General features: G+C 50.0%; 6 protein-coding genes and 2 tRNA genes. 3 read left to right on the top strand and 5 right to left on the bottom strand.

The genetic code is table 11. The features are described from left to right. The 5 genes from D6694_09310 to D6694_09290 form a co-directional block, all read right to left on the bottom strand. The coding region (locus D6694_09310) for a glucose-1-phosphate thymidylyltransferase (protein ID RMH41219.1) at nucleotides 1-725 on the bottom strand (725 nt) is incomplete at its 3' end. Between the two features lie 102 nt (nucleotides 726-827). Next, nucleotides 828-1,127 carry a hypothetical protein gene (locus tag D6694_09305; protein ID RMH41218.1) on the bottom strand — a complete coding sequence of 100 codons (300 nt, stop codon included), beginning with the start codon at nucleotides 1,125-1,127 and terminating at the stop codon, nucleotides 828-830. A gap of 149 nt (nucleotides 1,128-1,276) precedes the next feature. Beyond that, entirely contained in the window at nucleotides 1,277-2,713 is a 1,437-nt protein-coding gene (gene merA / locus D6694_09300) for a mercury(II) reductase (protein RMH41217.1), read from the bottom strand. Between the two features lie 79 nt (nucleotides 2,714-2,792). After that, nucleotides 2,793-3,242, bottom strand: coding sequence for a mercury transporter MerC (merC, locus tag D6694_09295; GenBank protein RMH41216.1), 450 nt, complete (start codon nucleotides 3,240-3,242; stop codon nucleotides 2,793-2,795). A 167-nt stretch (nucleotides 3,243-3,409) separates the two neighbouring features. Beyond that, a complete protein-coding gene (locus D6694_09290) occupies nucleotides 3,410-3,760 on the bottom strand; it encodes a hypothetical protein (protein RMH41215.1) in 351 nt (116 codons plus the stop codon). A 79-nt stretch (nucleotides 3,761-3,839) separates the two neighbouring features. On the opposite strand from D6694_09290, the gene D6694_09285 reads away from it, so the two are divergent. From D6694_09285 to D6694_09275, 3 genes are all read left to right on the top strand, one after another. Continuing rightward, nucleotides 3,840-3,916, top strand: a tRNA-Arg gene (locus tag D6694_09285). Nucleotides 3,917-3,985: 69 nt separating this feature from the next. After that, nucleotides 3,986-4,062, top strand: a tRNA-Arg gene (locus D6694_09280). A gap of 80 nt (nucleotides 4,063-4,142) precedes the next feature. Beyond that, nucleotides 4,143-5,173 (top strand): adenylosuccinate lyase (locus D6694_09275; GenBank protein ID RMH41220.1); only part of this gene is annotated, 1,031 nt, incomplete at its 3' end.

Raw genomic sequence — 5,173 nt, 5'->3', positions numbered from 1 at the left:
GCCGCCATATAATGCGTGACATCAAGCAAAGCATCTGTGGTACCCGCATCAAACCAAGCGATTCCACGCCCCAATGGCACCACGTTTAAACACCTTTTTTCCAAATAGCGTCGGTTGACATCCGTGATTTCCAGCTCACCTCGTGCCGACGGCATCAGTTTCTGAGCAAAACCCGCGGCTCGTTGATCAAAGAAATACAAACCGGGCACAGCGAGATTCGAAATCGGCGTTTGGGGTTTTTCAACGATAGTCTCGGGTGCCCCATGTTCATTTAAGACAACCACACCATAGCGACTAGGTTCCGCCACCTCATAGGCAAATATGGTGGCCCCTTCCTGCGTCATATGGCGTTCTCGAATCTCGTTTAACAGTTGCCGCAATCCTTGCCCATGAAAAATATTGTCACCAAGAATCAACGCCACAGGCTGACCCGCAAGCCAACGTTCGGCAATGATGAGCGCCTCGGCAATCCCTCGAGGTTGGCTTTGTTCAGCATAATGTATATGAATACCAAACTGTGAACCATCCCCAAGCAATCGCTGATAGGCAGGAAGATCACTAGGCGTGCTGATGAGGAGATACTCTTGAATGCCTGCGAGCATCAATGTTGCCAAGGGATAATAGACCATCGGCTTGTCATAAACCGGCAACAGGTGTTTGCTCACGGCGCGGGTCAAGGGATCAAGCCGAGTTCCGTTTCCTCCGGCCAAAATAATGCCTTTCATTGAAATGTCTCGCCAACCTTCCCACCAAAGATTGGCAAAGATAACAGGCTGGCAATGCCCTCGACAAGCACCGCCAACCTTTCAAAAGTTTATGCTCTTATCTTACAGGGTGATACGAGTTTTGTTGGCGGCGAGTGTCTTGACGCCAATGCCTTTGACTTTGAGCAAGTCTTCGACACGCTTGAACGGCCCATAAACACGTCGATACTCGATGATTTCCATGGCTTTCTTGATACCTACGCCACGAAGTACCCGGGCCAACTCCGAGGCGGTGGCTTTGTTAATCGATACCGTTTGTACAGTTTTCGTACTTGCCGAATCAACGGCACTCACTGAAGGGACGAACACCGCCACTCCTGTCAACAACCAGAAAGTGAATAACGCATGCACCAATTTCTTCATTGTCAGGTCCTCCGAACGTCATCCTTGTCTGACCTACTTCAGACCTGTACAGCCTACGCCTAGAGATTCCCAGATGACAATATGAAGGCAAAAGAATTGGATAATGTCTTACAAGAATGTCCGCTAAACTTCACCCTGGTTTCTGACGCTTAACCCGCACAACAAGACAGCTGGCTGACGTCTTTGAAGAAAGCCTGCGCACAAAGTTTAAGTCCTTCGTTCATAGTCAAATACGGAAATAGCATTTCTGCAAACTCCGTCACTGACATCCGCTGCTCAATGGCCACGGCGACCGTCTGGATCATCTCTCCCGCATCATGCGCCAAAATTTGGGCACCAAGCAAACACTGGTTGTCCGCCTCTGCCACAAGACGAATAAAACCACGTTCATCAAAGTTAGCCAGTGCTCTTGGCACATTGTCGAGCGATAATGTGCGCGTCTCCACCCTCAAACCTTGTGCTATCGCCTCTTGAGGCGACAAGCCAACCGTGGCCACTTGCGGATCTGTGAAGATAACCATCGGAACTGCATCCAAGTTCAACACGCCCCGCTCTCCCATCATATTCATGCCCGCTCGGTGACCAGCGGCTGCAGCCACATAAACTAACTGCGGAAGGTTTGCGCAATCACCGGCCGCATAAATGCCAGGGCAACTGGTCTCAAGCCGCTCATTGACAATAATGGCCCCGCTATCATCGGTTGCCACGCCCGCGGCGGCCAAGTTCAAGTCGGCCGTATTCGGTCGTCTGCCCGTCGCCACTAATAACCGATCGCCACAAACCTTTTCATTCCCCAAGCTGACAACAAATTCGCCCGCTTGATACACCACATTTTTAACTGTTGCTTGAGTGATGACTCGAATGCCTTCTTCCGCAAAGTATTTAACCAAATTGTCCCCAAGAATGGCGTCATATTTCGATAACAGTCTATGACGCGCTAAAATGGTTACCTCTGCGCCAAGTCGTCGATAGGCCTGAGCCAACTCAACGGCAATGACAGAGGAACCGATGACAACAAGATGGTGCGGCATTTCGTCCGCAAATATTTCCTCTGTCGATCTCCAATAGGGTGTTTTCTCCAAGCCGGGAATTGGCGGAATCCATGGTGTGGCACCAGTGGCAATCAAAATCTTATCGGCAACAATTCGAACGCTCTGATTTTGTGGTGTAAGAACTTCCACTGTGCGTGCATCCAGAAGTTTGGCCCACCCCCTGATAAAATCGATCGATGGGTTACGACTCAGAATGCGTTCGTACTTTGCAAACCTGAGTGATTTCACCCGCTCACTTATCTGCGCCGTTAGCTTTGCTCGGTCTATTTTGGGCTCGTGGTGCTCAATCGCCGCAAACGCATGATGTGCCTGTTGATAGGCAAGATGAGCCGCACGAATCAAAATTTTCGAGGGAACGCAACCAACGTTGACACAACAGCCGCCAATCACGTCGCCCCCCTCAACCATAGTGACCCGCGCCCCTCGTTCAGTGGCCGCTAAGGCACCGGCAAACGCAGCTGAACCGCTGCCGATGACGACAATATGAAGGCGCGAATCAACTTGATGTTCCTTATGGCTGACGGTTTTGTTCATGCTGTCCTCTCTTTCTTCCAACGCACGCTCAGCGCCATGGCCCCGCTGAAGACGATATCAAGCACAAGCAGCCTGACAATCAGCGCCGCAAATCGTCGTTCGTTGCGTCTTGAATACACTGCCCCTCGCCATCGCAACGTCTATTGGCTGTAGAGAATAAGTCCCAGATAGACACCATGACCATGATCGCCAACGCACTGTAGGTCACATAGGTGCTCCAGGCATACTGAAACCACGGATATAGCGATAACAACAGCAAGGTGGGCCCAATCATTCCGAGCAAAGTTCTTTGCCACTGACGATGCGCAAACCAGCCCAACACATTCAACACCAGTGTCAGCCACGCAAAAAAAGGTAATAGTGTATTAATGAATATTCCTTCCCAACGGCTTAGAAAGCTCAAGCCAAGCACACCGGCCAATCCAGCAAGTGCCGGAAAACACATGCTGCATCCCATTGCGGCCACAATGGCTCCCAAAGTCCCAACCTTATCACCCAGAAAGGCCAATTTTTTGGCAATCGCGTTCATAAAATGTTCCCTGCTCGTATGCAATCAGGCCGACATGACTGCTATTACAACACCGTACCTAGGTACGGTTTCAAGCAGAATCGTGAACGCAACGTCGCGTGAAGCTGTTCGGTTGAGCTGGGTAAAATGTTCGCTTAGTCATTACTAACCATTGCGGTCAGTGTGGTTTAGTCATCCATTCGTCGCCTCAATGCGTCCAGATCAATTTTTGACAGCGCTTCGAACGCACGACGACCGCCCGAGGCATCCAAGTACCATTGGAACAGTTCGTCAGTATAACCGACCGCCTGATGTCCATGGACTATCATATGCTCGGCATCTTTGGCCATGGCGCGAATAAAAGCGGCATACGATTTGGCTAGACCCGACTGATGCAACAACACTGATATTGAAACCAGTGTCGTAATGGACATTTTGTACGTTCCAAATCGTTTTTCTGGGTGGCGGAAAGCCACAGGTTCTGGTAAGGCTTCAATGCGCTGGCGTAAAGTCAAATCAGTCACAGATGTCATGGGCATCTCCTCTTTTCAACTGACGGTTTTACAGGAAACTATTGAATCTATGGCGCCATTCTGACAGAATTGCGCCCGAATCAACGCGCCCGTAGCTCAGCTGGATAGAGCGTTGGCCTCCGGAGCCAAAGGTCAGAGGTTCGAATCCTCTCGGGCGCGCCATATTTGTCTTGTTCAGTCACATACAGCTACCCTCCTTGAGTGCAAGCAAAAATGCCCAACCACTTTCTTGCCCCGGTAGCTCAGCTGGATAGAGCAGCCCCCTCCTAAGGGGCAGGTCAGAGGTTCGAATCCTCTCCGGGGCGCCATTTCGTAAAGACAACTGCCGCGACAGATGAAATTCGGTATAATCGCGCTTTCAATCCCAATCATGCACACAAGAGATGCCATGGAACTGAATTCATTGACCGCAATTAGCCCGGTGGATGGGCGTTACGCCAACAAAACGGAAGCTCTACGACCAATCTTCAGCGAATTTGGGCTCATGCGTGCGCGCGTCGAGGTCGAGGTCCGTTGGTTTCAAATGCTTTCCGAACTAGAAGCAATCAAAGAAGTTCCCAAATTTTCGGAATCTGCGAACCAATTGCTCGACAAAATTGTCAGAGATTTTTCGCTGGCAGACGCTCAGCGCATCAAAGACATCGAAAAAACGACTAACCACGACGTCAAAGCTGTTGAATATTTCTTGAAAGAAAAAATCGCCGATTGTGCAGAGCTGGTGTCTGTCTCCGAGTTTATCCATTTTGCCTGCACATCAGAAGACATCAACAATCTCTCATATGCACTCATGTTAAATCAAGCGCGTGATGAGATCTTACTGCCCACAATGCAACAACTCATCGCCGCAATCACTCAACTTGCGCATGACAATGCAGAGTTGCCACTTATGTCCAGGACACACGGGCAGCCGGCCTCTCCGACCACGCTTGGCAAAGAAATGGCTAACTTTGTGCATCGCCTAAAGCGTCAACGCGATCAACTAAAGCAAGTTGATATCACAGGCAAAATCAACGGCGCTGTAGGGAACTATAACGCACATTTTGCTGCTTATCCTGAAGTCGCATGGCCAGATGTGGCAAAATCTTTTGTCGAACGGCTGGGACTCGTTTGGAACCCGTACACCACACAAATTGAGCCACACGACTGTATCGCTGAGTACTACGCGCCAATCATCCGCTTCAATAATATTCTACTCGATTTCAATCGCGACATTTGGGGTTATATCGCGTTGGGCCACTTTAAGCAAAAAACCATTGCTGGCGAAATCGGTTCGTCGACAATGCCGCATAAGGTGAATCCTATCGATTTCGAAAACTCCGAAGGCAACCTTGGTATCGCGAATAGTCTATTTTCGCATTTGGCGGACAAGCTGCAGGTATCACGCTGGCAACGTGACCTGTCGGATTCCACAGCGTTACG

The sequence above is a fragment of the Gammaproteobacteria bacterium genome (assembly GCA_003696665.1).
GTDB lineage: Bacteria > Pseudomonadota > Gammaproteobacteria > Enterobacterales.
The sequence above is the reverse complement of the archived record's forward strand: the minus strand, read 5'-3'. Positions and strand labels throughout refer to the sequence as shown.